The organism is Pseudoalteromonas sp. McH1-42 (assembly GCF_022347845.1).
Taxonomy (GTDB): Bacteria; Pseudomonadota; Gammaproteobacteria; order Enterobacterales; family Alteromonadaceae; genus Pseudoalteromonas; species Pseudoalteromonas rubra_D.
Genome location: NZ_JAKRFU010000014.1, coordinates 104,037 through 130,901 on the forward strand (window position 1 = coordinate 104,037; position 26,865 = coordinate 130,901).

At 47.7% G+C, this 26,865-nt stretch carries 25 protein-coding genes; 16 read left to right on the top strand and 9 right to left on the bottom strand.

Features of this window, described 5'->3' with window-relative positions:
* Positions 1-47: 47 nt before the first annotated feature.
* The 3 genes from MHN31_RS14355 (at position 48) to MHN31_RS14365 (ending at position 2,425) form a co-directional block, all read left to right on the top strand.
* Positions 48-638, top strand: coding sequence for a DUF2726 domain-containing protein (locus MHN31_RS14355; RefSeq protein WP_010383537.1), 591 nt, complete (start codon positions 48-50; stop codon positions 636-638).
* A 127-nt stretch (positions 639-765) separates the two neighbouring features.
* Positions 766-1,473, top strand: a complete 708-nt coding sequence (gene mtnN, locus MHN31_RS14360) for a 5'-methylthioadenosine/S-adenosylhomocysteine nucleosidase (protein WP_010383539.1) — start codon at positions 766-768, stop codon at positions 1,471-1,473.
* Position 1,474: 1 nt separating this feature from the next.
* Entirely contained in the window at positions 1,475-2,425 is a 951-nt protein-coding gene (locus tag MHN31_RS14365) for a cobalamin biosynthesis protein (protein ID WP_239444556.1), read from the top strand.
* Positions 2,426-2,481: 56 nt separating this feature from the next.
* Here MHN31_RS14365 and tyrS read toward each other — a convergent pair whose 3' ends face one another.
* Positions 2,482-3,681 (bottom strand): tyrosine--tRNA ligase, encoded by a 1,200-nt coding sequence (gene tyrS, locus MHN31_RS14370; RefSeq protein WP_239444568.1) that lies wholly within the window; start codon positions 3,679-3,681, stop codon positions 2,482-2,484.
* 162 nt (positions 3,682-3,843) lie between these two features.
* Here tyrS and MHN31_RS14375 point away from each other — a divergent pair, with 162 nt between their 5' ends.
* Complete coding sequence (locus MHN31_RS14375; RefSeq protein ID WP_125559047.1) at positions 3,844-5,181, top strand: peptidoglycan DD-metalloendopeptidase family protein; 1,338 nt, start codon at positions 3,844-3,846, stop codon at positions 5,179-5,181.
* Between the two features lie 62 nt (positions 5,182-5,243).
* On the opposite strand, the gene MHN31_RS14380 is transcribed toward MHN31_RS14375, so the two are convergent.
* On the bottom strand, positions 5,244-6,161 hold the full coding sequence (locus tag MHN31_RS14380; protein WP_125559045.1) for a hypothetical protein: 918 nt from the start codon (positions 6,159-6,161) through the stop codon (positions 5,244-5,246).
* A gap of 13 nt (positions 6,162-6,174) precedes the next feature.
* The gene (gene radA, locus MHN31_RS14385) at positions 6,175-7,545 is read right to left on the bottom strand and encodes a DNA repair protein RadA (RefSeq protein ID WP_125559043.1); all 1,371 of its coding nucleotides are present in this window, start codon (positions 7,543-7,545) and stop codon (positions 6,175-6,177) included.
* Positions 7,546-7,681: 136 nt separating this feature from the next.
* On the opposite strand from radA, the gene MHN31_RS14390 reads away from it, so the two are divergent.
* Complete coding sequence (locus MHN31_RS14390) at positions 7,682-10,183, top strand: PilZ domain-containing protein (protein ID WP_239444557.1); 2,502 nt, start codon at positions 7,682-7,684, stop codon at positions 10,181-10,183.
* 40 nt (positions 10,184-10,223) lie between these two features.
* On the opposite strand, the gene ampE is transcribed toward MHN31_RS14390, so the two are convergent.
* Together ampE and ampD are read right to left on the bottom strand one after the other, a co-directional pair.
* Complete coding sequence (gene ampE, locus MHN31_RS14395; RefSeq protein WP_239444558.1) at positions 10,224-11,108, bottom strand: beta-lactamase regulator AmpE; 885 nt, start codon at positions 11,106-11,108, stop codon at positions 10,224-10,226.
* Between the two features lie 11 nt (positions 11,109-11,119).
* Positions 11,120-11,656 (bottom strand): 1,6-anhydro-N-acetylmuramyl-L-alanine amidase AmpD, encoded by a 537-nt coding sequence (gene ampD / locus MHN31_RS14400; RefSeq protein ID WP_125559037.1) that lies wholly within the window; start codon positions 11,654-11,656, stop codon positions 11,120-11,122.
* A 189-nt stretch (positions 11,657-11,845) separates the two neighbouring features.
* Between ampD and nadC the strand changes: the two genes are divergently transcribed.
* The 7 genes from nadC (at position 11,846) to yacG (ending at position 18,445) form a co-directional block, all read left to right on the top strand.
* Positions 11,846-12,685 (top strand): carboxylating nicotinate-nucleotide diphosphorylase, encoded by an 840-nt coding sequence (nadC, locus tag MHN31_RS14405; protein ID WP_125559035.1) that lies wholly within the window; start codon positions 11,846-11,848, stop codon positions 12,683-12,685.
* A 397-nt stretch (positions 12,686-13,082) separates the two neighbouring features.
* A complete protein-coding gene (locus tag MHN31_RS24255) occupies positions 13,083-13,550 on the top strand; it encodes a prepilin-type N-terminal cleavage/methylation domain-containing protein (RefSeq protein ID WP_138539313.1) in 468 nt (155 codons plus the stop codon).
* Between the two features lie 49 nt (positions 13,551-13,599).
* The gene (locus MHN31_RS14415; protein WP_125559031.1) at positions 13,600-14,832 is read left to right on the top strand and encodes a type II secretion system F family protein; all 1,233 of its coding nucleotides are present in this window, start codon (positions 13,600-13,602) and stop codon (positions 14,830-14,832) included.
* A 22-nt stretch (positions 14,833-14,854) separates the two neighbouring features.
* A complete protein-coding gene (locus MHN31_RS14420) occupies positions 14,855-15,730 on the top strand; it encodes an A24 family peptidase (protein ID WP_239444559.1) in 876 nt (291 codons plus the stop codon).
* 4 nt (positions 15,731-15,734) lie between these two features.
* A complete protein-coding gene (gene coaE / locus MHN31_RS14425) occupies positions 15,735-16,346 on the top strand; it encodes a dephospho-CoA kinase (RefSeq protein ID WP_239444560.1) in 612 nt (203 codons plus the stop codon).
* Between the two features lie 108 nt (positions 16,347-16,454).
* Positions 16,455-18,131: a type IV-A pilus assembly ATPase PilB gene (gene pilB, locus MHN31_RS14430; RefSeq protein ID WP_125559025.1), complete on the top strand. Its 1,677-nt coding sequence runs from the start codon at positions 16,455-16,457 to the stop codon at positions 18,129-18,131.
* A 71-nt stretch (positions 18,132-18,202) separates the two neighbouring features.
* Entirely contained in the window at positions 18,203-18,445 is a 243-nt protein-coding gene (gene yacG, locus MHN31_RS14435; RefSeq protein WP_010383557.1) for a DNA gyrase inhibitor YacG, read from the top strand.
* A gap of 46 nt (positions 18,446-18,491) precedes the next feature.
* Here the strand turns inward: yacG and MHN31_RS14440 are convergent, their stop codons facing one another.
* Positions 18,492-19,001: a Spy/CpxP family protein refolding chaperone gene (locus MHN31_RS14440; protein ID WP_125559023.1), complete on the bottom strand. Its 510-nt coding sequence runs from the start codon at positions 18,999-19,001 to the stop codon at positions 18,492-18,494.
* A gap of 208 nt (positions 19,002-19,209) precedes the next feature.
* Between MHN31_RS14440 and MHN31_RS14445 the strand changes: the two genes are divergently transcribed.
* From MHN31_RS14445 to MHN31_RS14455, 3 genes are read left to right on the top strand one after another with little or no spacing between them, the layout of a single operon-like run.
* Entirely contained in the window at positions 19,210-19,896 is a 687-nt protein-coding gene (locus MHN31_RS14445) for a response regulator transcription factor (protein ID WP_125559185.1), read from the top strand.
* A gap of 1 nt (position 19,897) precedes the next feature.
* On the top strand, positions 19,898-21,277 hold the full coding sequence (locus MHN31_RS14450; RefSeq protein WP_239444561.1) for an ATP-binding protein: 1,380 nt from the start codon (positions 19,898-19,900) through the stop codon (positions 21,275-21,277).
* Complete coding sequence (locus tag MHN31_RS14455; RefSeq protein ID WP_239444562.1) at positions 21,267-22,244, top strand: alpha/beta hydrolase; 978 nt, start codon at positions 21,267-21,269, stop codon at positions 22,242-22,244. Before MHN31_RS14450 ends, MHN31_RS14455 begins: the two co-directional genes overlap by 11 nt.
* Here the strand turns inward: MHN31_RS14455 and MHN31_RS14460 are convergent.
* Positions 22,241-23,083: a cation diffusion facilitator family transporter gene (locus tag MHN31_RS14460; protein WP_267252279.1), complete on the bottom strand. Its 843-nt coding sequence runs from the start codon at positions 23,081-23,083 to the stop codon at positions 22,241-22,243. The genes MHN31_RS14455 and MHN31_RS14460 overlap by 4 nt on opposite strands.
* Before the next feature lie 247 nt (positions 23,084-23,330).
* On the opposite strand from MHN31_RS14460, the gene trmL reads away from it, so the two are divergent.
* Entirely contained in the window at positions 23,331-23,795 is a 465-nt protein-coding gene (gene trmL / locus MHN31_RS14465; protein ID WP_049864429.1) for a tRNA (uridine(34)/cytosine(34)/5-carboxymethylaminomethyluridine(34)-2'-O)-methyltransferase TrmL, read from the top strand.
* Between the two features lie 46 nt (positions 23,796-23,841).
* Here the strand turns inward: trmL and raiA are convergent, their stop codons facing one another.
* A complete protein-coding gene (gene raiA, locus MHN31_RS14470; RefSeq protein WP_010383567.1) occupies positions 23,842-24,198 on the bottom strand; it encodes a ribosome-associated translation inhibitor RaiA in 357 nt (118 codons plus the stop codon).
* A 210-nt stretch (positions 24,199-24,408) separates the two neighbouring features.
* On the bottom strand, positions 24,409-26,523 hold the full coding sequence (locus MHN31_RS14475) for a YjbH domain-containing protein (RefSeq protein WP_239444563.1): 2,115 nt from the start codon (positions 26,521-26,523) through the stop codon (positions 24,409-24,411).
* Positions 26,524-26,865: the final 342 nt, after the last annotated feature.

The following is a 26,865-nucleotide window of genomic DNA, read 5'->3' on the forward strand; positions in this document are numbered from 1 at the left end:
TCTTTGCTTAATAATCTGCAAGTCAAATTGTTGTCGTGGAGTGATTTATGGAACTAACATTATTATCTATTCTGGCGCTGGTCGTTATTGCTTCCATTGTTATTTCAAAATATACGGATAACGGCGGTAACCCCTATCCGTTTAATCGAAAAGAGTCTGTATTCACAACAGTCGAAGCCTCCTTTTTACAGCTATTAGAGCGTTCAGTAGGTGACAAGTTTAAGATTGTCAGCAGAGTTAAGCTGATTGAAATTATCGAGTGTAAACCTGGATTATCCAAAAAGGCACGCCGGGCTGCCATCACCAAAGCGCAAAATAAGCAGCTCGATTATGTGCTGGTTGATAAAGAAACGCTCAATATTGTCGCTGCCGTTGATCTGGTAAACAACGCCAATAAAAACGGCCACAAAGCACAAAAAGACTGGTTCGTCAGCGGTGCGCTGGAGTCAGCCGGGATCCCACATATTCGCATGAAGGTAAAAAGTGGTTACAAAAGTGCTGAAGTGCGGGCTGCCATCCTGTTTAAACTAGGCAAGAAACCAGAGCCACAGGGCAAGCCTCGCAATCGCAATTACAAACCTGCGGTACTTTCACCGTCTCAGGCCAAAGCCGCGGCAACCCAACTGGCAGAAATTTAGCCTGCCACACTCACTGTCGGCCCAACTCAGGGCTGACAGCAAAACGTTTTAACCTGCCTAACATCATATTTTCTAACACCAGTTTTGATATATAATGAGCAACACGGTTAAAAAATAAGAGAAGATTATGAAAGTAGGTATTATTGGCGCGATGGAACAGGAAGTCACAATCCTGCGTGACGCAATGAACAATACACAAACCGCAACTAAAGGCGGTTTCACCTTTTATCACGGTGAACTAGGTGGACATGAGGTAACTCTGGTTCAGTCTGGTATTGGCAAAGTGGCCGCGACAGTGGCAACGACGCTGCTAATCGACAACTACAGCCCTGACTGTGTGATTAATACAGGTTCAGCCGGCGGCTTTGATCCTGAGCTGAACGTCGGCGATGTCGTGATCTCGTCAGAAGTAAGACATCATGATGTTGACGTCACTGCATTTGGCTATGAACTGGGTCAGGTACCACAAATGCCAGCAGGCTTTAGCGCACACTCAGCTCTGGTTGAAGCCGCTCAGCAAAGTGTCGGTGAACTGACAGACATTCAGACAAAAGTAGGCCAAATCTGTACCGGTGATTCATTCATGTGTGATCCAGTCCGTATTGACAAGACGCGCCAGGACTTCCCACACATGCTGGCGGTTGAAATGGAAGGCGCCGCAATTGCTCAAGCCTGTCATGTGTTACACACCCCATTTGTCGTGATCCGCTCGCTGTCAGACATCGCCGGCAAAGAATCGCCGCAATCATTTGACGCCTACCTGGAAGTTGCCTCTGTAAACTCTTCGAAGCTGGTTACTGCCCTGTTGGCAAAGCTGGATCAGGTTTCGCTGTAAGGTGTTAACTGAACATTTGCAAGCCCACACGGGCTTGCTGATTTTCTTACTGGCAACACTCAGCGCGATAGGATTCAGAACCTCCAGCCTGTATCACCCCAATGTCGTCATGACGCTGTTGTTTACTAATCTGGCTCAAAAAGTTTACCGTCCTAAGGCACCAAATAGCTATCAACTGCTATCCGGCAGTATGGCATTTATCCTGCCAATGCTGATCATCTTGCTCATTTTGGCCGCTCTGGGCTATTTGTCATTCTATCCTCAATGGCTTGGTGGCCTGGTATTATTTTTCTGTCTGGATATTCAACACGAACGGCGTGCCAAGCGGATTGCGATTTTACTCAAACAACAACAAAAAGCGGCTGCACGCCAGTTACTTGGCGCTATGGTAAAGCGGGATGTGGAGAAACTGTCTTTGATGGGCATATGCAAAGCATGCCTGGACAGCCTGGCATTACGTGGCATGCGGCATTTCTATCTGGTCATGGTGTTTTATCTGATTGGTGGCCCTCTGCTGGCATTGAGCTATAAGTTGATGTTGCTCTGCGATCACGCCTGGCGCAGCAAGATGCGTCCAGACACAGCATTTATTAAACCGCTGCAACTGAGCCTGACGATTCTCGAGTGGTTGCCCGTCAGGCTGTTCGTTTTAATGATGGCGCTGACACAAAACCTGGGGAAAACACTGCACTACCTAAAACATTATGGTCAGTTCTACCGCCCAGCCAGTTCAGGTTGGATCCTGGCTTTGTTTGCAGCCAGCCTCAATACCCAGCTCGCCGGGCCACGCTTTTATCAGCAGCAGCGATTTGACAATATGCGCATTGGCAGCGACAGACCGCCAGAACCGGAGATCATAAGCCTGATGCTCAAGTTGTTGGCAACCATGCGCTGGTTTTTCCTTTGTGCCCTATGCCTGTGCTGGTTAACCATCAATATTCTCACCCATTAAAAAGGGCGAACCAAATGGCCGCCCTTACTTTGAGTTCACTTCGTTAACTCAGTCGATTATTCAACAGTGATTTTGGCGAACTTGCGTTTACCTACCTGGTATATCGCTGTCGAGCCTTTCTCAACGCTCAGCTTAGAATCGGTGACTTTCTCTTCACCATTGAGCTTAACCGCGCCTTGTTTAATCATACGCATCGCTTCTGAGGTGCTGGCAACCAAGCCAGCTTCTTTTAACACATTAGTAATGAAAGTCGCAGGCTCAGCAATGGTGATGGTTACCTCTGGAATATCATCAGGCAGGGCATTTTTCTGGAAACGCTTAATGAAATCCTGATGTGCAGCTTCAGCATCTGCTTCGCTGTGGAAACGTGCGATCATCTCTTTCGCAAAATCAATCTTAATGTCTCGTGGATTACGACCACCAGCCACTTCTTCTTTGAGGCCCGCAATCTCTTCCAGTGACTTAGCGCTTAGCAACTCGTAGTAGCGCCACATCAGTTCGTCAGAAATCGACATCACTTTACCAAACATATCGTTTGGCGCATCTGTGATACCAATATAGTTACCCAGTGACTTAGACATCTTCTGCACGCCATCGGTGCCTTCCAGCAATGGCATCATCAGCACGGTTTGTGGCTTCTGACCTTCTTCTTTTTGTAACTCCCTGCCCATTAACAGGTTAAAGCGCTGATCGGTACCACCGAGTTCAACATCCGCTTCCAGCGCCACTGAATCCCACCCCTGTACCAGCGGGTAAAGGAATTCATGAATAGCAATTGACTGGCCACCCGCATAACGCTTTTTGAAATCATCACGTTCAAGCATACGCGCAACCGTTTGACGCGCTGCAAGCTTAATCATGCCCGCACTGCCTAATTTTTCCATCCATTCAGAATTGAACGCTACAGTGGTTTTAGCCGGATCCAGGATCTTAAATACTTGCTCTTTATAGGTTTCAGCATTAGCCAGTACATCTTCACGAGTTAGCGGTTTACGAGTGACATTTTTACCCGTAGGGTCGCCAATCATGCCTGTGAAATCACCGATCAGGAAAATAACCTCATGCCCTAAGTCTTGGAAAGTTTTTAGCTTGTTGATAAGGACCGTATGGCCCAAGTGCAAATCCGGGGCTGTTGGATCGAAACCCGCTTTGATCCGCAACTTTTTACCTGACTTCAGCCTTTCTTTTAAATCTTCTTCAATCAGAATTTCTTCAGCACCGCGCTTTATCTCTGCCAATGCCGTATCTATGTCCACAGTTGTCACGCCAACCTCACTCCAACAATTTAATCAGTTAATCGCCCGATTTTAGCTTATATTTGGGGTAGTTTAAATGTATAAAAGACTGGTATTTGCGCATTATTACGTATATGCTGCACTATTATTTGCAATAATTCTTGACAGCGGAAAAGGCACGTTATGGTACATGCAGTGCACAAACTCCCAAAAAAACACAAGTTGCTGATCCTGGGCTTGCTGTCAGCAATGGTCGCTATTGCACTCATTCCGTCTGAGAAGGCAACAGCCTCCCGAGATCACGACAAAGACGCGCTCGAAGTCGGCAAGCGCTATGAGCTTCCTTTGAATGTCGAAGAGCCACAGCCTCAACTGACTGAGCTCAGTGAAGCGCCCGATATCATTGAACAGCCGCTTGCTCCCGAAGCCCCACAATACGATTTCGTTGACCACCAGGTCCGTAATGGCGACAGCCTGGCAGTGATTTTTAAACGCGCCGGCTTTTCAGCACAAACGCTGCATAAGCTCGTCAATACCAATGCCGAAACACGAAAACTTACCAAAATCCATCCAGGCGAAGTGCTGAGCTTTGCCAGTAATGAACAAGGTGAGTTGTTACAGCTGAAATATGTGCTATCAAAAACAGATACACTACTTGTCAGCCGTAATGAGGAAGGCAGTTATGCCACGCGGATCGAAAGCAAAGAAATAGAGACTGTCGAAAAGTCAGCCGGGGGCGAGATCAAGTCCAGCTTTTGGACGGCCGGTATCACCGCAGGCTTATCTGAACGTCAGATCATGAACTTTGCGCACATCTTTGGTTGGGATGTCGACTTTGCCAACGATATTCGCAAAGGTGATCAGTTTTCTCTTATCTACGAATCACATTTTGTGGATGGTGAGGAAATCGGCACTGGCAAAATCATCGCTGCTGAATTCATTAATCAGGGTGAGCGCTATACCGCAGTACGTCACTCCGACGGTGACTTCTACACCCCTGAAGGGCGCAGTATGAAAAAGGCCTTCCTGCGTGCACCGGTTGATTTCAAATATATTAGTTCCAACTTTAACCCGCGCCGTCTGCATCCTGTCACGGGCCGCGTGTCGGCGCACCGCGGCATAGATTACGCCGCCAGAGTCGGCACACCTGTGGTCTCTGCGGGTAATGGTAAAGTCATTAAATCGGGCTTTAACCGCCTGAATGGTAACTATGTATTTATACAGCACGGCAGTCAGTATGTGACTAAGTACCTGCATTTACATAAGCGCCATGTCAAAAAAGGCCAGAAGGTCAAGCAGGGCCAGAAAATTGGTACTGTTGGTGCAACGGGTCGCGTAACCGGTGCTCATCTGCATTATGAGTTTCTGGTAGATGGCGTGCACCGCAACCCACGTACAGTCAAGCTGCCCAAGTCACAGCCCTTACCTGCGGCGGAACTCGCCACCTTTAAGCCACTGGCACAGCAAATGCTCGCCAAGCTGGAACGTAATCGCGAGCTGATGCTGGCATTGAATAACTAACACATACACCTAATACGAAAAAAGCCACCGAGAGGTGGCTTTTTACTGTTTGACAACCTGGCTCAAGAGCCAGTTATTTTCAGATTTAAGAACTTTTCAAGTGCCTCCGGATCAGCGGACAGTGACTGGACTTGCTGAGAAAATGCATTGAAGTCCATCGCCTCATCTAATGACACACTAACCTCCAGAGCATTTAGGCCAGCCGCAAAACCACTGAGTCCCTGTTTGGCTTCTTCAGAAACCGGTACCTGTGCCAGTTGCATGGCCAGCATCTGCTCAAATTGCTCTTTGCTCAGTCCCTGGTTGGTCAATAACTCTGTCACCAGAGCGTCTAACTTCGGCTGTCCGGCAATAGCAAACGTCAGGGTTTGTGGTTGCAGCGACTGTATCGCAGAAATCAGCTTGCTTTGCATTTGCAATTCCTGCTCCAGCGTCATCTCAGAGTCCTGTTTCTGCATCTCTAAAGAGGTTGTCATCAACTCTGTACTGTTGCCCAGATCGAAGTTGAACTCAACACCCACTACCCCATCCGCGTCAACGGAAGATTTGAACTGACTGTTGCCGCTGTCCGGGTTATAACGTAAAGATGAGGTAAGCGCATAACTGGCACCAGCCAGCGTAGCAGCTTGCGGCGCCAGTTCCGCCGCCAATACAGGGCTAAGTGTCACATTCGCCAGCTTTACTTCAGTAAACTCACTGATTTTGTCTGCTTCGTAGCCCTGTAAGCTGAATTCACCAATGTTCAGCAACACCTGTTGCTCCGCTGCGTCTTTGATCTCCAAAGACTGAACTTTAATTGTGTTGGTAAACAAATTATAGGACGACCCCTGATGCTCAATGAGCAGCTCAGATTGTTCAGCAAATTGTGTGATCTGCTTCTGCACCACCAACTCAGCTTGTTGATTCGCATAAAAGTGTGCGCCAACAACAGCAGCTGACAACGCACCAGCCACCGCCAACATGATCGTAGATTTTTTCATTTTTGAGGATTCCCTAAAACAAGGCTTCGAGCGCATCACTGAGGCTGGCAACGGCAACCACCTCCATTCCCTCAATGACATCCTTTGGTTTATTCGCGATAGGTACAATAGCACGTTTGAAGCCATGTTTCGCGGCTTCGCGTAGTCTTTCCTGGCCACTGGGCACCGGACGGATCTCTCCCCCTAACCCAACTTCTCCGAACACCACCATCTGACGTTCCAACGCATGGTTTTTAAAACTCGAGACCAAAGCAGCAATTAATGCCAAATCGGCACTGGTTTCTGATACCTTAACGCCACCGACGACATTGACAAAGACATCTTGATCAGCCACCTGCAAACCACCATGACGGTGTAACACAGCAAGCAACATAGCCAGGCGATTTTGCTCCAGGCCAACAGTAACACGACGTGGGTTTGCCAGTTGAGAGTAGTCTACCAACGCCTGAACTTCGACCAACAGTGGCCGGGTACCTTCCCAGATGACCATTACCAGAGAGCCTGGCGTTTGCTCCTCGCCACGATTGAGGAAAATAGCTGACGGGTTACTGACCTCTTTCAGGCCCAGGCCAGTCATAGCAAATACCCCAAGCTCATTAACCGCCCCAAAACGGTTTTTATTACCACGCAGCGTTCTGAAACGGCTGTCACTGCTGCCTTCCAGTAAAATAGAGCAGTCAATACAGTGCTCCAGTACCTTAGGGCCCGCCAGGGAGCCGTCTTTGGTCACATGGCCTACCATAATGATAGCGACCTGATTTTGCTTCGCAAAACGGGTCAGGTACGCGGCACTCTCGCGCACCTGAGACACGCTCCCAGGTGCCGACTGCACATCACTCATGTGCATCACCTGTATCGAGTCAATGACCATAATCGCGGGCTTTTCACGCAAGGCCAGCTGGCAGATACTTTCCACGTTCGTTTCGGCCAGTGTGCGTAATTTGTTAGTCGGCAGACCCAGCCGCTTTGCACGCATCGCCACTTGCTGCAAAGATTCCTCACCCGTTACATATAGAGTCGGCATGGATTCGGCCAGCAAACACATAGTCTGCAACAGCAAAGTACTCTTACCAGCTCCCGGTTCACCACCAATCAGGATGGCGCTGCCCGGCACCACACCACCACCTAGAACACGGTCGAACTCTTTGAATCCAGTAGAAAATCTAGGTAACGACTCAAGGTTAACTTCATCCAGCGTCTGGACCTTGGCTTCGACGACACCAGCGTATCCGGCCATAGTTCCGCCACGCGGTGCTGCTTTCACTGATGGCACCCTGAACTCAGTAATTGTATTCCAGGCTTTACATTCAGAACATTGCCCTTGCCATCGAGCAAATTCCGCTCCACAATCACTACAGACAAATGCGGTTTTCTTTTTTCCCATAAAAATCAAGGCATAGTTATTGCTTAAATTAAAACTCAATTAAGCTTAGTTCAACAGTAAGCGTTAATACTGACATAAATTTGGCAAAGGCTGAAACAATAACCGGGTAAGATCTGCTGATTTAAAATGTGTACCTATGGCTGAAGATAAATTACAACAATACCAAGACTTAATAGATGAATTAAAGATTGATCTCGGCGATCCAAATTTTGACTTTATCTTCAAGCAAAAAACGGCGCAACTCAGTAAGCCTGACCAGTTCCTGCTGAAGATGGAAATGACCCGGCTATCTCAGCCCGTAGCACGCTTTATTGACCTGCGTGGCCAAGTGTCCGGGCAGGTAAAACCCTATGAGCATGACGGCAAGCAACATTTTATGGACGATGTTGCAATACGGGTATTTGAGCAAGAAGTCGCACGTTATGGCGGCTACACCTTAGCCGTTTACGAAGCGGTCATGAACACCGACAATAACTTTAAGGTCATGCAAAAGCAGGCGGCCCAACAACAAGAAGAAGATACGCCTGGGCTAGATCTGTCTCAGTCAACACAGTACATCCGCTTTGCTTCATACGAGAGTCGTATAGAAGAGCGGATGAATTATTCAATCAAGATCACGGTAGAGTTTGGCAATCAGCGGATCGCCAATGCCAGTACGTCAGACATATCCCTCAGTGGCGCGAAAATAAAGCTGGCCCCAAACTATCACTTACATAAAGGCAATTTAGTGTCGCTGAGGCTGGTCGGCCTTGAGCAGGATTTTGAACTGGGCCTGAAAAGTGGGATCCAGTACGAAGTGGTCGCCGTCGATCCGGTCTCCAGCGAGTATAACCACATTCGCCTCAAGCGTACTTTTGTAGAGAATAACAGTGGATTTGATGACTTTTTACAGAGTTTTATCCACGGCAATAAACGCCGCTACAAAATCAACCTGGATAACACCATGGATGCCGTTGTGTGTAAGGGATATGAGCAATATTACCTGCCCAGGGTCAATTCACTGTTCGTGTTTTTTAGCCAGGCTAAAACCATGCTCTACCCGAGCCTGGTGCTCACAAATGAAAACAACGCACACATCAACTATTACTTTGAAGATGAAAGAAAAACATCTTCACTATACAGTGTCTTTAATCAGCAGCGCCTTGATATGCTACTGCTTCGTCCTGAGCCGGTGAAAGAAGCGTACTGTTACACCTTCACCCATGGCAAAAATGGCAAAATCTATTTTTACTCAGCATTTGACTGGGAACTCAAAAAATCGGCCGAATTACGTGATTTATTTATGGGATTTGGCAGTCAGAAAGACAGCTGGCGGATCTTTAAAGTCCAGCTGATGCCCAGCCACCATGAAGATGCCTTCATTCCGCTCTCTTTACCCTCCAGCGCTGGCAAGAATTTGGAGAAGCTCAACAAACGTCCAACCCCACGTGTACAGGGGCTGATTGAAAACGTGAAATACCTGATGACCCTCAGCGATATTACCACCGAGCAACAAACGGCATATTATCAGGCACTGGATTATCCAAAAGAGCAAGTTAATCTCATTAAGCAGTTTGGCCATGGCAAAGCTAAAGTGCCTCCCCCACTGGAGGTCGTCGCACTAGAGTACGTCAACCTGCGCTCACACAAACGCTATCTGTATAAGACCTCAGCAACGGTGATACAAGAGGATGGTCAGGCGCTGCATGGCCATACCCGCGATTTCTCAGTCATGGGCCTGCAAGTCGCACTTGAAGAACCAGCGACACTGCAAAAAGGCGATATTGTGCACCTCGACCTGCCCGAGCTGCAAAAAATTACCAAGCAGCATAATCTGACCAAACTCAGATATGAAGTTATGGCCGTCAATAAAGCAAAGACCATCATCAATCTGAAGGTCAACATTCTCAGTAATGTGCAGCATACTGCGATCACTTTTTTTAAGGTCCTGATTGAGAGTAATAAGAACAAACTTCAGCCATGCGAAGAAGCCCCCAGAATCCCCGGGCTCTCTCATGCGCTGCGTAACATGGTCACTAAGAGCATTTGCCAGTTTCCTTTGTACCTGCACAAATCTGCGGCCCATTTTAGAATTGGCGCCGTTGCTCAGGGACTCTACCCGACAGCGCTACACAAAGTGTTACTCAGCCAGGTGTTTCACCATAATCATCAAGAGTATGTCCAGAGCGAAGGTTTACTACCGAATGAGTTTATTGGTGACTATCTGAGTGAGCGCTTGCGCAAGCAGTCGCGTCAGGATAAACCCCTGCAATATACGGTATTCCTGCGCTTTGACCCTCAGGCCACGGAACTGAAAGAAGCACTGAAAAGCCAATGTGTCGCAGCGGGGGAGTCTCTGGATCCACTGTTTTTATTTATCAAACGGGCGCTCAAAAAAGAGTTACTATTTATATTTCATCTGTATATCTCCAAAACAGGCCGGCCCGATATGGATTACCTGGCCAACGAGCTGAGATATGTCAGCCATTATGCAATACACAAAGCCAAAGGCCTGGAAGAAGCACTGTGGAATGTAGCTGGGGTATGTGATCTGATAGATGTGACAGATCAGCTACTGTCAACGCTGGATGTTCAGCCCAATCAGTTGGCAGCAATGACTGAACGCAAGCAAACCTGGTTAGCTGCTCAGCCAGGTTAAGCGTGTTCCCGACAGGGTCAACTGTCGGGACAATTCGCTGTTAACTCAGACCACCAAACAAAGTCAGTAGTGCTGTCAGGACCAAAAAGAACAGAATATTACGTTTAACCAGGCGCATCATACAGGTTGCTTCATAAGTACAACCAAAAAACTGCTGCTCTATTTGCTCAGCGGCCAGTGCAATATCACTCACCACACGCCTATTGGGGGTGTCAAAATCCAGTAAGTACTTGAGCCAACACCCTGTGCCTTTTGTAAAGTTACCAATGATCAAATAACCAAAGCTGGCAACCCGGGCTGGCAACCAATCAAGCCAGAAGAGTAACCTGGAAAACCGCTGTGTTTGTTCCCCCAACGTACTGCGCAGTAACGCAACCTGCTCAGGCAGGTCGTCTTCCTGACGTTCAGTGAGCGTTGTAACCAGGTATCGCACCGTTGCATATAACACCGCACCTGGTGCGCCTAATACGACAAACCAGAACATCACCGCGCAATAGTGCTGAAAATTAATCCATACCAGCGTTTGCCCGAAAGTTTCACCATTTCGCTCTGATTCAGTCCGTTCCTGTCCCATTTGCAGTGCATACAGTGTCACTGCTTCAGAATCCCCTCGCGTCAATGCATTGAGATAACCTTTGTACAAGCGACGGTAACGTCCACAGCCAAAGCATACCAGTAAGATCAGTACATTGAGTATCAGCTGAAATATAATGAAGTCAGAAAAATGGTACACCATGGCAATCAACGCTGTGGGTAGTACCAACCAGATCATCACGCCAGGATCAGAACTGAAAACCCCTTTTTCACGAAGCTGATGTTTGCTCCATGTCAGGTACTTACCCATATAGTAATCAATCTGCCAATGTTCTGAGCGGGCACCAAGGCGCTCAATAACCAAAGCAATTATGATAGAAATTAACATCATGTCCGTTACTCTTATCTTATCAATGCAAAATATTTGTCCCAGTCGAACGCTACGCCAGGATCGTGTTTACGACCAGGTGCAATATCACTGTGCCCGACAATGCGCTCTCTGGTCAGCCTAGGAAGCTGCTGCTGCAACCATATCGTGAGCTGAGCCAGGGCCTGGTATTGTGCTTCAGTGTACGACGTCGTATCAGTCCCTTCCAGCTCAACACCAATACTGAAATCATTGCAGTTGTCTTGTCCTGCGAATTCAGATACCCCAGCATGCCAGGCACGTTTATCAAACGGCACATACTGGATAACCGTCCCGTCTCGACGGATCAGGCAATGGGCGGATACCCTCACGCCTTGCAGAGAGTCAAAACTAGGATGCGCCTGACAGTCCAGAGTGCCCATAAATAGCTCATCTATGTAGGTGCCGCCGTACTGGCCCGCAGGCAAGGAAATACAATGTACCACCAGTAATGAAGGAGCACACTCAGCCGGGCGTTCATTATAATGGGGTGAGTGCCGCTGATGAGCACCAGGCAACCAATTTACCTTCATAAATAGAACCACTTAGCCTCTTTACTATGCTATTACCTTAGCAAGTTTGCCATACTTTCACTATGTTATTTTGACACTAGGGACAGACCATCGCAAAGTATCCCTGTGAGACCACCAATAAACGACATTGTCATTAACTGGCGTAACACAGTAGAATTAGGTTATTGAATAGCAAAGCCAAGATAACCCATGTTAAATGAACAGATCCCCCAGCTGGTTAAGCTGGCACTTGATGAAGACTTGAATAACCAAAGTGCTGCTGATGGTGATATTACCGCAGCCCTGATCCCCGTCTCCCAGCAAGCAAAAGCTTATGTCATTACACGCGAAGCGTGCGTATTTTGCGGTAAAGACCTGATCCTTGAGGTATTCAGGCAAGTGGACCCCAGTGTTGAGGTCAATGTGCTGGTCAATGATGGCGATGCCTTGCAGCCAAATCAGCGCATTTTTGAAGCAACAGGCAGTGCTCGTGCTATCCTCACAGCTGAGCGCACCGCACTCAACTTTGTACAAACCCTGTCGGGTACAGCCACATCAACAGCACTTTCTGTTGCCGCACTCGCAGATACCAATACACAATTGCTGGATACACGAAAAACCATCCCGGGCCTGCGCGCATTGCAAAAGTACGCAGTAACTTGTGGTGGGGGTAAAAACCACCGCATCGGATTGTTTGATGCATTCCTGATCAAAGAGAATCATATTGCAGCCTGTGGCGGGATTGCTAAAGCGGTTACACAAGCCAGACAAAACCACCCGGATAAGCCCGTTGAGGTTGAAGTAGAAAGCCTTGATGAGCTGCAACAAGCGCTCGATTCAGGCGCAGATATCATTATGCTCGACAACTTTACCGTTGAGGACATTCAAATTGCCGTTAAACAAACTGCCGGTAGAGCTAAGCTGGAGGTCTCGGGTAATATGACCTTAGATAAACTGGCGATGTATGCGCAGGCTGGCGTGGACTACATTTCAAGTGGTGCGTTGACGAAACACCTGCAGAGTATAGACTTATCTATGCGCTTCGAGTAACAGGTGTAACGGCTTTGTAAGGAAATACAAAGCCCGTTCGTTGACAAGAATGAGAAAACACTTTTTAATACGAACAAAGAATTAGCAGCTAAATAATTCTTGCGCTCGATCCCAGACCAGCTCTTTGTGTTAACAGAGCAAGTAAGACATACGACAGTAAAGCTCGATGGTTGCCAGACAGTTAAAAATCAAAACTGTCATAGTTATGTTGTAAACTGATGAGTGATTCTAGTCATGATGACTTAGGATAAAGTTATGATTATCAGTATTGATTTACAACAAACTTATTATAGGAATAAAGACCTATACTTGGTCCTATTCTGAGAGCACAAATTTAATAAACCCCTGGTGTGAGTAGTTGCTGGCATCGGGTCTAATATCCCTTAGGAGACACATCATGACGCAAAGACAACAGGGTGGTTTTACCCTTATTGAATTAATGATTGTAATCGCAATCATTGGTATTCTTGCTGCCGTTGCCCTGCCGGCTTACCAAGACTACATTAACCGTGCTAAAGCCTCTGAGCTGATGGCTGCTTCAACCATGCCTAAGGCCTGTGTGACAGAAATTTCACAGGTTGGTGGTGCACCAGCAAACTGTGCTTCTGCCACTACTGGTGAGCAAACCGAAATGGTTGATTCAGTTGTGGTTGGTGCAACAGGTGCTATCACCATCACAGGTAAATCAGACATGGCGGGCGTCTCCGTTGTTGTGACTCCGTTCAACGGCAACACTGCAGCGACTGCAGCAAACTTCACTGCAGGCTTCACTATCTCTGAGTGGAGATGTACAGCGACGGTAAATGATGCTTCTAAGACAGCATGGTTACCTGCCACTTGCACCGTATCTACAGCTAATCCTTAATAGCTGACTAAATGAGGGAGCTTGGCTCCCTCTATTTAAATCATACCTTATGAACCAACCCGACAAAAACTCTGCCAAAGTCGATACTTTTATCTGGGTCGGCGTTAGCGCCCGTGGTAAACGTTTACAAGGCGAACTAACTGGCACCAGTGTGGCCCTGGTCAAAGCGCAACTGCGCAAGCAAGGGATCACGCCATCTAAAGTAAAACGCAAGCCTAAACCCCTATTCGGGTTCAGTAGCACACAAAAAATTACCCCAAAAGACATCGCCGTTGTGACCCGGCAAATTGCCACTATGCTGACTGCCGGTGTGGCTCTGGTACAGGCGTTGGATATGATTGCCTCAGGTGCCAAAAATAAAAGCCTCAGTAAGCTTATCACGCACATTGCCGACGAAGTCAAAGCAGGCCAACCGCTGGCCAAGTCCCTGCGTAGTCACCCGAGATATTTTGACGAATTATATTGCGACCTGGTTGAATCTGGTGAGCAGTCGGGTGCGTTAGACCGCATCTTTGACAGAGTAGCGCTGTATAAAGAAAAAGCAGAAGCACTCAAGTCTAAGATCAAAAAAGCAATGTTTTACCCAATAGCTGTACTTTCTGTCGCCCTGATCGTGACCTCCATATTATTGATTTTTGTGGTCCCGCAATTTGAAGAGATTTTCACCGGATTTGGCGCTGAATTACCAGGCTTTACACTGATGGTACTGGGCATTTCTGAGTTTATGCAGGAATACTGGTGGCTGTTTCTTATTGGCCTGGGTGGCGCAGGCTATGCCTACAAAGAAGCACTGCAACGTAGTCCTGCCGTTCGTCACTTTAACGATCGAATGGTACTGCGGATCCCGGCGATTGGCGAAATCCTGAAAAAAGCCGCCGTTGCCCGCTATGCTAGAACGTTATCGACCACCTTTGCAGCGGGTGTTCCTTTGGTCAATGCGCTGGATTCAGCCGCTGGTGCTTCCGGCAATATCATCTATAAAAATGCGATTTTGGATATTAAGGGTGAAGTCAGCTCAGGTAACCAAATGAACTGGGCGATGCGCAACGCCAGAATTTTTCCCGATATGGTAGTGCAAATGGTCTCCATAGGGGAAGAATCAGGTGCACTGGACAGTATGCTGGCCAAAGTCGCCAGTATTTATGAGCAGGAAGTGGATGATGCAGTCGATGGACTATCTTCATTGCTTGAGCCTATGATCATGGTGATCCTGGGTGTGCTGGTTGGTGGCTTGATTATTGCCATGTATTTACCTATATTCCAGCTCGGCACCGTCATTTAACACAATAAAAAAGACCCTATTTATGCAAGAAGTTTGGCACCTTATGGAGCAGCAAACCTGGTTTTGGTTGCTAACTGTCGCACTGACCAGTGTGTGTATCGGCAGCTTTTTAAACGTTGTCATTTATCGCTTACCCATTATGATGCAACGCAACTGGCAGACCGAATGCCGAATAATTCTGGAGCAGGCGCCACAGCAAGCGGAACCTGCCACTTTTAATTTGATGGCACCCGGGTCTACCTGCCCTAAGTGCAATACTAAGATCAAACTACATCATAATATTCCCTTGCTCAGTTGGTTACTGCTCGGTGGCAAATGCGCATACTGTGATACGCCAATTCCCAAGCGCTATCCGTTGGTTGAGTTATTTACAGGCGTGGCTTCACTATGGTTGGCATGGCATTTCTCAGCCACGCCCCAAGCGCTGGTATACATACTGGTAACCTGGGTACTAATTGCACTGATCTTCATTGATATTGATCATATGCTGCTGCCCGACCAATTAACCCTCCCCTTACTTTGGTTTGCTCTGTTGGCGGCCGTGGCAGGCATCACCATTCCGCCATCTGAAGCCATTATTGGTGCGGCCGTTGGTTATCTGAGTTTATGGAGCATTTACTGGGGATTCAAGCTATTGACCGGCAAAGAAGGCATGGGGTTTGGTGATTTTAAACTCTTGGCCGTATTTGGTGCGCTGATGGGCTGGCAGTCACTGCTACTCATCGTGCTGCTCTCAAGTGTTGTTGGGGCAGTGATCGGCGCAACACAACTCGCTGTGCAAGGCAAAGATAAAGCCAGCCCTATCCCCTTTGGTCCTTACCTCGCGATTGCCGGCTGGCTAACGCTATTGTACGGTGAGCAACTCAGCCGCTGGTATCTGTCGTTATTAGGAGTATAGCGTTATGGCCAACTGGATCTTGGGCTTAACTGGCGGTATCGGTGCCGGAAAAACAACGGTGTCTGACTACCTGAACAAATTAGGGATTGATGTTGTGGATGCCGATGTTGTGTCCCGAGAAGTGGTGGAACCAGGCAGCGAGGGGTTAAATGCCATTGAGGCCCATTTTGGGGCGCAGATCCTGACGGCTCAAGGCACGTTAGATCGCTCAAAGCTGCGCAGCATCATCTTTGCGGATGAAAACGAAAAAAACTGGCTGAACGCCTTACTGCACCCGCTGATCCGCACGCAATTACTTACCCAGCTGGCCCATGCTGACAGCGACTATGTCATTCTATCTGCTCCTTTGCTGTTTGAAAACGGGCTAGAACAATACTGTGATAAAACCCTGCTTGTCGATGTACCTGTTGAAGTGCAACTCACACGGACTTGCACACGAGACAACGCCCACCAGCAGCAGGTTGAACGCATTATTGAAGCGCAAATGAGCAGAGCCGACAAACGTGCAAAAGCTGACTTTATTCTCGATAACAATCAGCCCCTAGAAGCGATGCAAACTGAACTTGTCGCCTTACACCAGGCGTTTTTGCTGCTGGCAGAAAAAAAACGTGCCTGATCTTTACGATACAGGCTCACACAAAGCAGGGTTTACGACCAAATCGCTACCCGTATCCAAGCATTTTTTGCTACATTTAGTGTAACTCGTTGAAGTCTTAAGAGCATTATGGAACATCACTCGCCGTTACTGAGAAAGTTTATTACCCTTGGCAAACTGACTGCCGAGCAGGTCAAAGCCAAACAAGCAGACGCCCATTCAACGGCTGAGCTCATCTGCCTGTGTAGTGGCATGAGCAGCCAGGAGATGGCCGAGCAATGTCTGGACTTATTCAGAGTACCTTATTTCGATCTGAACGGCTTTGACATTACCCAGGTTCCCAAGGAGCTGGTCAAAGAAAAGTTGATCCGTCAGCACCACTTGCTGCCTCTGGTCAAAAAAGATCGTAAGCTCTTTATTGCGACTTCAGATCCCACAGATTACGGCGCATTCGAGAACTTTGAGTTCAGCACCGGCCTGCAGTGTGAAGTGGTGGTTGTAGACTATAAGCTACTCGATCAGAAGATTGACCAACTTTTTGACGATAATAGCTCTCTCAGCCTCAGTGAAGACGAGTTTAAAGAATTTGCCAGCCTGGATGTCGAAGACGAGCCTAAACAACAGAACACCGACGAAGAAAAAGACGATGCGCCTATCATCGTGTATATCAACAAGATCCTCATGGATGCAATTAAAAAAGGCGCCTCGGATCTCCATTTCGAACCCTATGAAAAGAAATATCGGGTGCGCTTTCGGATCGACGGCTTATTACATGAAATGGCGAGCCCACCGCATGCACTTTCCAGCCGTTTGTCGGCACGCATCAAAGTCATGTCTCATCTGGATATCGCCGAAAAGCGAAAACCCCAAGATGGCCGTATCAAACTGAAAATATCAGAGCGCAAAAGCATCGATTTCCGTGTTAGTACTCTGCCCACCATGTGGGGCGAAAAAATCGTAATGCGGATCCTCGATTCCTCAGCCGCCAAACTGGGCATTGAAGCACTGGGTTATGAAGCAGATCAGAAGAGCATGTACCTAAATGCACTCGATCAGCCTCAGGGGATGATCCTGGTCACCGGACCGACTGGCTCAGGTAAAACAGTCTCGCTTTACACCGGCCTGAATATACTCAATAAACCAGAGCGCAACATCAGCACTGCGGAAGATCCAGTCGAAATTAACCTGGAAGGTATCAACCAGGTTCAAATCAATACCAAAGCAGACATGACCTTTGCCAATGCACTGCGGGCATTCCTGCGCCAGGATCCCGATGTGGTCATGGTTGGTGAGATCCGGGATCTGGAAACCGCAGAGATTGCCATCAAGGCAGCACAAACCGGTCACCTGGTTATGAGTACCCTGCACACCAATTCAGCCGCAGAAACCCTGACCCGCTTACTCAACATGGGCGTACCGGCCTATAATGTGGCCAGCTCTGTCAGCCTGATCATTGCCCAGCGCCTTGCCCGTCGATTGTGCCCCAAGTGCAAAGAGCCAGAACAATTGCCCACAGAGGAATTACAACGTCAGGGCTTTAGCGCAGATCAAATTGAGAATATGACCCTCTATGCGCCCAAAGGATGTGATCACTGTACCGATGGCTATAAAGGCCGGGTAGGTATTTACGAGGTAATGAAGATCACTCCGGAAATCTCGCATGCCATCATGGAAGGCGGTAATTCCCTGGAGATTGCTGAACTTGCTACAAGTAAAGGCTTTGCAAATCTGCGTCAATCCGGATTGAAAAAAGCCGCGGACGGGATCACCTCACTGGCAGAGGTCAACCGGGTAACGAACTACTAATTCCCCCGGTGTCAGTGACTGCCAGCACATAGCACAGTACAATAGAGAAAATTAGTAATGCAGAGGTGTGTATGCCTGTATCTGTAAAGTGCCCTACCTGCCAGGCTGCTGTGGTCTGGTCGGCGCAAAGCCCGCATCGTCCATTTTGTTCAAAACGCTGTCAGCTGATTGATTTAGGTGAGTGGTCTGAAGAAAATAATAAAATTTCAACCCCGCTCAACAGTGCGGATCTGTCGCCTGAAGCGGCCCGGGATATGGTGGAAGATTTAGAGGCCATGCTGGCCAAAAACGACGACAGTTTCTTTAAAGAGTAGATATTAGCCCGGTAGTCATCCGGGCTATACCCCACAGCCATACTCGTTACGAAGACTGATGTTGATGATGCTTTTTAGCCATTCGCTTATGACGCAGCTGCTTAAGTTTGGCGCGCTGCTCTTCAGTCAGAATATGATACACCTTGTGTTGTGTTTCTAACCTTATCAGCATCATTTCACGCTTTTGAGGCTGAAATTGCTCCAGTAACACTTCCGCCTGGGCTTTATCAAACTGCTCCGCCTCAATCAGTGATTTAAATGCGTCACGATGTTCACCTTTGACTTTATCACCGCGAAGGCTCTTAACCTGCTCTCGCTGTGCGTCAAAAAGGCTTTTCAATTCATCTTGCTGACTTTGAGTCAGCGCCAGGTGCTTCACGGCACGCTTAGATAGCAACATATGTCCCATGCTTTTCATCGGTTTCATACTCGTTGCCCGAGACTGTGTCTCGTTCTCGCCCGTATCTGCCAGTGCTGCATTGCTACCCGCCATCACTGAGGCGAGTACCAAGGCTTTCAATGTACTGCGAACTTTGCTCATAGTGTGTGTATTCATAATTGCATCTCCTGTTAAGCTGAGTTCAACTTTAGCAACGCCAGAGCAAAGCAACGTCAAGGCTGTGTAAAGTTTTGTCAAGAGCTGTTTCAGTGCTACACACTCACTGTTTTTTGCTTAACTTCCTGAGCGTAAAGAAGTGTAAAGTCAGCCGCCTTACTTCTATAGTAGGGTAAAATAAACACAGGAACAGTGAATGAGTAACCATATGAGTGCCAATGTACTGATAATCGACGACGATCGAGGTCTGTGTGAGCTGCTGGAAGACTATCTGCACAGTGAAGGGTGTGATGTTATTACCGCACATACAGGGCCTGGCGGGCTGGACATGGCCTTAACCAGAGAGTTTGATGTCATCCTGCTGGATGTGATGTTGCCAGACCTGGATGGCTTTGAAGTGCTCAAAGCACTCCGTGCCAAGAAAATGACCCCGGTGATAATGCTAACGGCCAAAGGCGATGATTTTGACCGTATTTTTGGGCTTGAACTCGGTGCCGACGATTACATCCCTAAGCCCTTTAATCACAGGGAGTTACTGGCACGGATCAAAGCCATTACCCGTCGTGTCGCTCACCTGCTTCACAATGCAACTGAACCCTGTTTCGAATACCATGACCTGACGCTGGATCTGTCGTCGCGTACCGCCAGCATCAAAGGCACGCAATTGCCTCTAACAGGCACGGAATACGAAATGTTGCACCAGCTGGTCAAATCGGCAGGCCAGACTGTCACCAAGCAAACACTGTCACAAACGGTGCTTGGCCGTCCTTTGGCCCCCTATGACAGATCAGTGGATATGCATGTCAGCAATGTCCGAAAAAAAATCGCTTTATACAGCTCACATACTTATATCAAGACATTACGTGGCTCTGGCTATATATTTCTGAAGGCATGAGATGAGGAAGTACTTACTAATACAAGTTTTCTTATGGTTTTGGGGCACAATCGCCGCCACTTTGTTGCTACTGATGAGTGTCAGCCTGTTACAACCTGACATACTGGAAACACGCCAGATCAGCCCCGCAATGTTGAAAAATCTGCAGCACCTGCAACGTAATATTGAGCGCCGTGCTGAAAGCCGCCCTGGCCAACCCCTGTACACCTTATTACCCGCTCGACACCGCAGCCACCGACCAAAAGTCTACCTACGGCACAGCGACGACCAACGCAGTGTTATGAGCCACTCAGAGCTCAAGGAGTGGGATCTGGCGCTACTGAATTTTACAGCCAACGCTCCACCACAAATTATCGACACTGAGCAGTACCGAGCTTTTGGTCCCGTAGATATTCAACTACACGGTGAAAAGTATCAGCTTTTTCAACTAATGGACCATCGCGACCCACGCATTTTGACAAAGATCCGCTTAATGCCAACCTGGGCAAAGCTGCTGACTCTGATCCTGGCCAGCTTTGGCTTTAGCCTGTGGTTTACACGTGGCCTGTTAAAGCCGGTACGACAGCTGCAGCAGGCTGCAGCAGCACTCGCACAAGGCAAACTGGATACACGAGCCAACATCAGTGCATCACGCCAGGACGAACTGGGGCAGCTGGGTAAAGATTTTGACCTGATGGCCAGTCGCCTGCAAGCGCATGTCACACAACAAAAGCGTCTGCTGGCCGATATCTCACATGAATTGAGATCGCCCTTAACCCGTCTGCAAATGGCAAACGGCATTGCCAGCGATAAAGCGCCAGAGACGCTGTCGCCCTATCTGCAAAGAGTCGAGAAAGAAGCCCATCTGCTTGAGCAAATGCTGAGTGATATACTTCAATTGTCCCGCTTGGAATCTCAGCAGCTAACACTAAACCCATACCCCACTTCACTTATAGAATTACTTGACCCAATCCTTGACGATGGCAAATTTGAAAGTCAGCAACTCGGCAAACAGCTTGACTGGACCCCCCTGCCTGAGCTGACCTTAACAGTTGATGCCATGCTACTTGGCCGCGCGTTTGAAAATATACTACGAAATGCCATCAAATACGCAGACAAACAAGTTAGCCTGACAGCACAACGACAGGACGACACATTAACCGTCACCATCTGTGATGATGGTCCCGGCGTAAGTGAGGCGATGCTAGAGAAGCTCTGCATCCCCTTTTTCAGGGCGTCACAGGCCAGGACACCAGAAGGCACAGCAGAGCCAGGCGGATTTGGGCTAGGGCTGGCAATTGCGCAACATGCCATAAAAGTGCATCATGGCCGTATTCAGTTTAGCAATCACAATGGCCTGCGGGTCACCGTAGAGTTGCCAATAGACCAGCATGTTTTATAGCGAAAGTAAGCACTTAATTAATAATCTACCTCATATAGAGGCACACTGGAAACGCTGCGACCAGGGCACTTTTGAGAGCCCACTCGGGCCACTCTTTTATGCCTGTCATATACCCGTTCAAGCACAGTTTGCGGTCATCCTGGTTAACGGCCGGATTGAATCAGCGCACAAATATCAGGAGTTGTTGTGGGAGCTTGCCAATAACCAGATTGCCGTGTTTACCTTTGACCACCCGGGACAGGGTCTGTCGGGGCGGTTTCTGGACAATGAACACATTGGTTATATACCGCGGTTTACGCAGTATGGCGATTGTCTGGATGCGTTTTTCACCGAGGTAGTCTTGCCTAAGTGGCAGGGCAAGAGCGTCATCCTGGCCCATTCTATGGGTGGGGCCATTGCATGCGATTACTTATCCCGGTTTAGCAGCCCGGTTGCGGGCGCATTTCTCAGTGCCCCCATGTTTGCAATCAATACTGCGCCTTATCCTGCCTGGTTTGCCCGTGGAATTGCCTCACTGGCCTGCAACCTCGGGCTGGGTAAACGCTATGCCATTGGCCAGACAAATTACCAGCCAAAAGCCTTTGCTGACAACGCGCTCACACAATGCGAACAACGCTATACTGTGTTCAGGCAGCTATATCAACAACACTCTGCATTACAGTTGGGAGGGGTCAGCTTTCGCTGGTTGCAACAGGCACTAACATTTACCACAAACCTGGCACAGCTGCGCATTGATCTGCCACTGAGTATTGCCAGTGCACAACAGGACAGCATTGTCTGCCCTGCTGCACATTCCATGTTTGCCGCCAATAATGATGCCTGCCAGTTATCTCATTACCCCGGCAAGCACGAGCTACTATGCGAAGTCGACACCATAAGACGGGCTGTACTAGAGCAATTTTATACCTTTGCCGTTCAGCTCATTGCGTATGATAAGCCAAAAAACGCCGTCACTCAGTGCAACTAATTAGTTGGTGATACCGCTAACGACACAGGATCCTGATGGATCAGTATATCCATTTCGGCCTCAAAAGCCGCTTTAATATGTGCCACCACTTCATCACTGATCTGGTGCGCCCGCGCCAATGGAATATGATCGTCCAGCTCCAGGTGCAACTGTACAAATTTCACTTTACCACTTTGGCGGGTCCTGAGATCATGCACGCCATAAACGTCTTCATGGCTGGAAGCCAACAAAATAATCTCGGTTTTTTCTTCATCAGGGAGTTCTTTGTCCATCAGGTGGTCCGCGCTCTCCCGGGCAATTTCCCAGCAGTTATAAAGCAGATAAGCCGCCACCCCTATCGCAAATAATGCATCGGCATGCTGGACCTGCCAATGGCTCAGTAACAATGCAGTCAGCACGGCGAGATTGAGTAAAATATCTCCTTTATAGTGCAACGAATCAGCTTTGATAGCGATCGACTGAGTGCGCTTAACCACCTGATGCTGCACGACAACCACGGCGAATGTACAGGCGACAGCAAACAGACTTACCCAGACGCCAAGCAAGCTATGCTGAATGGTTACCGGGTTAAACAAGCGCTCAATACCATGAAAGGTCAATAAGCAGGCAGACCCCGCAATAAATGCAGATTGCCCGAGACCCGCCAGAGCTTCCGCTTTACCATGACCAAAGCGATGGTCATCATCAGCAGGGCGCAGCGCATAGCTCAACACCAAAAAGCTCATCATAGATGCACTGACATCAAGTAATGAGTCCGTCAGCGACCCCAGCATGGCCGCACTGCCTGATGCCAGCCAGGCCCAGGTCTTGGCCGCTATCATCAGCGCAGCCATCACCAGCGTAAAAATACTGGAAAATCGGACTAAAAAGTTATAATTATGGGCCACCTATTACCTCTACAACCTGATTAAACTTCCGAGTTAGGCTTATCTTATAGTGTAAGTCATGAAAATGAAAAATTAGTGACGCTGGTATAATAATATGGACACACTGCCCACCTCTCTACTACTCACAAGAGTTCAGCACCACTTTTAGCCTTGATGCTGGATGCGCTATACTGCAAGCAATATTATTTTGAGGTTATCCATGTTAGACATCGTACTGTATCAGCCTGAAATCCCCCCCAATACAGGTAACATCATTCGCCTGTGTGCAAACACCGGATTTTCTTTGCATTTAATTGAGCCTTTGGGCTTCGACTGGGACGACAAACGCGTCAGACGCGCCGGCCTGGATTATCACGAATTCAGTGAAGTGAAGCGCTACCCATCACTGGAAGCCTATCTGGAAGCCCGTAAACCAAATCGCGTGTTTGCCTGCACAACTAAGGGGACACGTTATCACCATGAGCCAGACTACCAGAGCGGTGATTGTCTGCTGTTTGGTCCGGAAACAAGAGGCCTACCAGAAGACCTTATTTTCTCTTTACCACCAGAGCAACGCCTGCGCATCCCGATGCGGCCCGACAGCAGGAGCATGAATTTATCCAATGCGGTTTCTGTGTTTGTGTATGAATCGTGGCGTCAGATGGGCTTTGACGGGGCTGTTTGAGCACCATTACGAATGAAGCCACTCGTGAGTGGCTTCTTTTTTATCTCTAATTCAGGTTCATTTCCTGAATAATTTCATGTGCGATTGGCGGGGTCGTACTCACAGGTTTTTCATGTTTGTTGGCCTTGAGCTGCCCTTTTCTGTGTTTTAACGCAGCATCCAACTTTTTAGCTGCCTGTGCGATAGCCGGATACATGACGTCATCCTCTCCTTTTACAGATATCCTGGCTCCTGAATAATTGGTGTTGATCTCAGTGTAAAATTTCTTGTGTTCCTTACTGACTATGACGTCTATCGACAACAGCGACGGGAAGTGATTAGCTACTTTGGCAAACTTTTCATCAACGTGTTGCTTAACGGCTTCTGTCATATCTACATGGTGGCCTGAAAGATTAATTTTCATAAGCGCTCCCTTTTGTTGTTTACCTATATCTAAGTATTGGAGCGAAAGACACAATTCTCAAGCAGAAATTTAAGATTTTTGTCATCAAACTGAATTTATTTGTGATAGATCACGGTTAGTGGTGTGGTGACGGAAAAGTACGCAAAGAGGCTCGCTTGCTTGATACTCGATCAGGCTGTCATTAGACAGCCTGACTTCATTTGGGCTGGTTTATTTATAAGTAAGGTATGCCTCACGCAATCTGCCAAGATTTGCGTACACATAACTACCAGACAAGCGCCCCTGGTTAAAGTAGGTACGGTCCAGCGTGATAGACGTTTCTGGGACATATCCCTTTTTGTACACCAGCGCATTGGTATCCTCACCAATACGTGTACCGACACTATGACGCCATGCCTGATTACCTTTGATCTGACCGTATTCCGACACTGCCATGTCTTTTCTCGGTGTCAGTGGAATACTGAAAGAGATACCCGCTACTTGAACATCTGTATCATAGGCAAAAATTGACACATAGCTGTCACCAAACCAGAACTTAGTCTCTGCCTTGAACCCTTTATCCTCTTGCCAGAACTCTCCCCCAGACAAGTGGAAGGTCATATCCTGCTCTACCCAGTGATATTGATAGCCCATAACATGATAATCACGATCGCCATCAAAATCCTCATAGTCAAAGAAGCCGTAATTATTGTAAAGCTTATGGCGTCCAGACGGGCTTACCCAAGCTGTTTCGTTAATAATCCCCGTGTAATCATAGTATTCACGGAAAAAGCCAACCTGGGTTTGATTGTAAAAACCGAAGGGTAAGTCAAATGTTTGATAGAAAACAGCACGCTCTAAACCGTTTTGCTCACGACGAGATTCAAACGTATCGCCTGGTTCAAAGTCTTCAGTATCGGCAACCACCGTTTGTGCTGTTATATTGATGCCTGCACCACGCCACACAGGTATCTCAAGATCTCCTCGTAATGCCAGAGAAAAGTCGTACACCCCCAAATCTGTGGCATAAGTTGAACTGAGCGCAGGGCTCAGAGTTAAGCGAGGCTTAAAGTATGGGCTATTGGCTTTTCCATCTCCAATCCAGGCAACCCCTTTTTGCGCTTCCATTGCTCCTTGACGAATAGTCAATGCAGGCGAAACACCATCGGTAATAAAACGCTTATAGTCCTGTACTTTGCCTGACAGTGCCAGTAATGGAATATCATGCTTGCTTAACTGCACAACAAAACGCGCATTATCCTGATCGATATACTGGGCTATTCTGCCAAGTACCAGACCTAATGCATCAATATCATTGCGATTGAAAACGGCATTTTCGAACCCAACAATCACACTTGGCTCACGATTCATACCGACCTGAACATTCTCAAAGCCATCTTGCACCAAGGACTTTTTCAAAGCACGAATAGCAGAATTCAGGTCAGTGGTGTTCAAGCTCGCCACATCTTGTTGAGCAGCTGTTCGCGGGCTGTCTTCCCGCGCCGACACCGGTGCTGTCAGCTTTTCATTGGTACCTTTCAGTTTTTCCAATGTGCCAGCATTGTCGGGCGCGGCTTTAATCTCTGGATAATTACTCTGCTGCTGATCCGATAATGGCATAGAGAAATTGACACCAAAATATGTGTCTTTATCACTGTGGTCTGTATTGCTGTAAAAACGACTGGTCAGAGTCACAGTCCCTAAGTCATATAACCATGCTTTGGGGATGGTCACCCGTGCTGCGGCATTCACGGCGTCAGCATCATGTTCAAGTTGCAAAGCAAACCAGCTTAATGGCTGCCACTCAACCCCCGCAAACACACCGTCCATCATGCCAAAATCGTTTTTACTTTTAGCAATACCGCCTGAAAAGCGAAAGCTGTACCAATCTTTTGAAGCGACAGCAAAATAAGATTCATATTTATTGGCTGCCCCACCGATATCTCTGCCACCAATAGCCACAGAGAACCACTCTTGTGGGATCAATGGGAGCTGATATTTGGCGTTAAAAGATAAATCGCGTATCTGATTGTCGCCTAATACCTTCGCCCTAAACAAATTGTCATGCATTGTGCTGGTGGCAATTTGTCCACTGATTTCCAATCCAGACCACAATCCAGCAGAAAAAATATAATTGTAGCCATCTGTGTATTTTGATCCGGCAAAATCAAGTTGGGTGTTGTAACCAATATCAACCACACCAGGATCTTTCACTTCCGCCGTCGGGATATTAACTATGCCTGTAAAACCAGCAAAATTTTGGTATTTTTCTGGTGCCTCATCAGCGACACCTGGTAATGAGAGAGTCAGCAAGCTGCTTGCCAAAATAGGAGATAATTTAGACATAGTCCTCTGTCCGATTAACAATTATAATTTTGTTTTGGAGTGCTTTAGAACACTATAACATCAAGGCAATGACTGTAGCGAGAGAAATGGAGTCATAACATCATGTTCTCACGATAACTTCACGACCTGAATTGAAGCTGTGGGGTGCTTTCATACAATCAAAAGCCCCGCTAAATACGCAGGAAAGGTATGGCAACTACAAGTTCGCTCTCATTTTAACAACCTCCATCTCCATTGATAACCTGGCATTCCATACCAAATCACAAATTCCATCTGTTGGGTTGAATCCCGTAGGTGCATCCAGCAGTAACTGACGAATTTGCTCATGCTCAAAGTTGTGAC

Coding starts and splice junctions, on each gene's coding strand:
- MHN31_RS14355 (WP_010383537.1), top strand. CDS start 48: ATGGAACTAACATTATTATCTATTCTGGCGCTGGTCGTTATTGCTTCC.
- mtnN (WP_010383539.1), top strand. CDS start 766: ATGAAAGTAGGTATTATTGGCGCGATGGAACAGGAAGTCACAATCCTG.
- MHN31_RS14375 (WP_125559047.1), top strand. CDS start 3,844: ATGGTACATGCAGTGCACAAACTCCCAAAAAAACACAAGTTGCTGATC.
- MHN31_RS14380 (WP_125559045.1), bottom strand. CDS start 6,161: ATGAAAAAATCTACGATCATGTTGGCGGTGGCTGGTGCGTTGTCAGCT.
- radA (WP_125559043.1), bottom strand. CDS start 7,545: ATGGGAAAAAAGAAAACCGCATTTGTCTGTAGTGATTGTGGAGCGGAA.
- MHN31_RS14390 (WP_239444557.1), top strand. CDS start 7,682: ATGGCTGAAGATAAATTACAACAATACCAAGACTTAATAGATGAATTA.
- ampE (WP_239444558.1), bottom strand. CDS start 11,108: ATGATGTTAATTTCTATCATAATTGCTTTGGTTATTGAGCGCCTTGGT.
- ampD (WP_125559037.1), bottom strand. CDS start 11,656: ATGAAGGTAAATTGGTTGCCTGGTGCTCATCAGCGGCACTCACCCCAT.
- nadC (WP_125559035.1), top strand. CDS start 11,846: ATGTTAAATGAACAGATCCCCCAGCTGGTTAAGCTGGCACTTGATGAA.
- MHN31_RS24255 (WP_138539313.1), top strand. CDS start 13,083: ATGACGCAAAGACAACAGGGTGGTTTTACCCTTATTGAATTAATGATT.
- MHN31_RS14415 (WP_125559031.1), top strand. CDS start 13,600: ATGAACCAACCCGACAAAAACTCTGCCAAAGTCGATACTTTTATCTGG.
- MHN31_RS14420 (WP_239444559.1), top strand. CDS start 14,855: ATGCAAGAAGTTTGGCACCTTATGGAGCAGCAAACCTGGTTTTGGTTG.
- coaE (WP_239444560.1), top strand. CDS start 15,735: ATGGCCAACTGGATCTTGGGCTTAACTGGCGGTATCGGTGCCGGAAAA.
- pilB (WP_125559025.1), top strand. CDS start 16,455: ATGGAACATCACTCGCCGTTACTGAGAAAGTTTATTACCCTTGGCAAA.
- yacG (WP_010383557.1), top strand. CDS start 18,203: ATGCCTGTATCTGTAAAGTGCCCTACCTGCCAGGCTGCTGTGGTCTGG.
- MHN31_RS14440 (WP_125559023.1), bottom strand. CDS start 19,001: ATGAATACACACACTATGAGCAAAGTTCGCAGTACATTGAAAGCCTTG.
- MHN31_RS14445 (WP_125559185.1), top strand. CDS start 19,210: ATGAGTGCCAATGTACTGATAATCGACGACGATCGAGGTCTGTGTGAG.
- MHN31_RS14450 (WP_239444561.1), top strand. CDS start 19,898: ATGAGGAAGTACTTACTAATACAAGTTTTCTTATGGTTTTGGGGCACA.
- MHN31_RS14455 (WP_239444562.1), top strand. CDS start 21,267: ATGTTTTATAGCGAAAGTAAGCACTTAATTAATAATCTACCTCATATA.
- trmL (WP_049864429.1), top strand. CDS start 23,331: ATGTTAGACATCGTACTGTATCAGCCTGAAATCCCCCCCAATACAGGT.
- raiA (WP_010383567.1), bottom strand. CDS start 24,198: ATGAAAATTAATCTTTCAGGCCACCATGTAGATATGACAGAAGCCGTT.
- MHN31_RS14475 (WP_239444563.1), bottom strand. CDS start 26,523: ATGTCTAAATTATCTCCTATTTTGGCAAGCAGCTTGCTGACTCTCTCA.